Here is a 208-nt window from a genome sequence, read left to right as displayed (position 1 = left end):
CTGAATATGCAGATAAAGAAAAAAACGCTGTAAATGCCGAGTGGTCAATGCGCCGCGAAATGGACTTTTTTGGCCAGTTTAAACTTGCCCGTAAAATGATGGGTGATCACCCTGCTAATCGCTTTTTAATTGGTAACCTAGAAACGCTAGGAGACAAAGAAGGCAGTCAATTACACAAAGAAACGGTCGACTTTTACAATAAATACTA

The 208-nt window shown here is 39.9% G+C and carries 1 protein-coding gene; it reads left to right on the top strand.

What is annotated here, in order from left to right; genetic code table 11:
- On the top strand, positions 1-208 hold a 208-nt coding region (locus CWB99_RS23870; protein WP_138686262.1), incomplete at both ends, for a hypothetical protein.

The sequence above is a fragment of the Pseudoalteromonas rubra genome (genome assembly GCF_005887095.1).
In the GTDB taxonomy this organism is placed as follows: domain Bacteria; phylum Pseudomonadota; class Gammaproteobacteria; order Enterobacterales; family Alteromonadaceae; genus Pseudoalteromonas; species Pseudoalteromonas rubra_E.
This window is presented reverse-complemented; position numbering and strand designations above follow the sequence as displayed.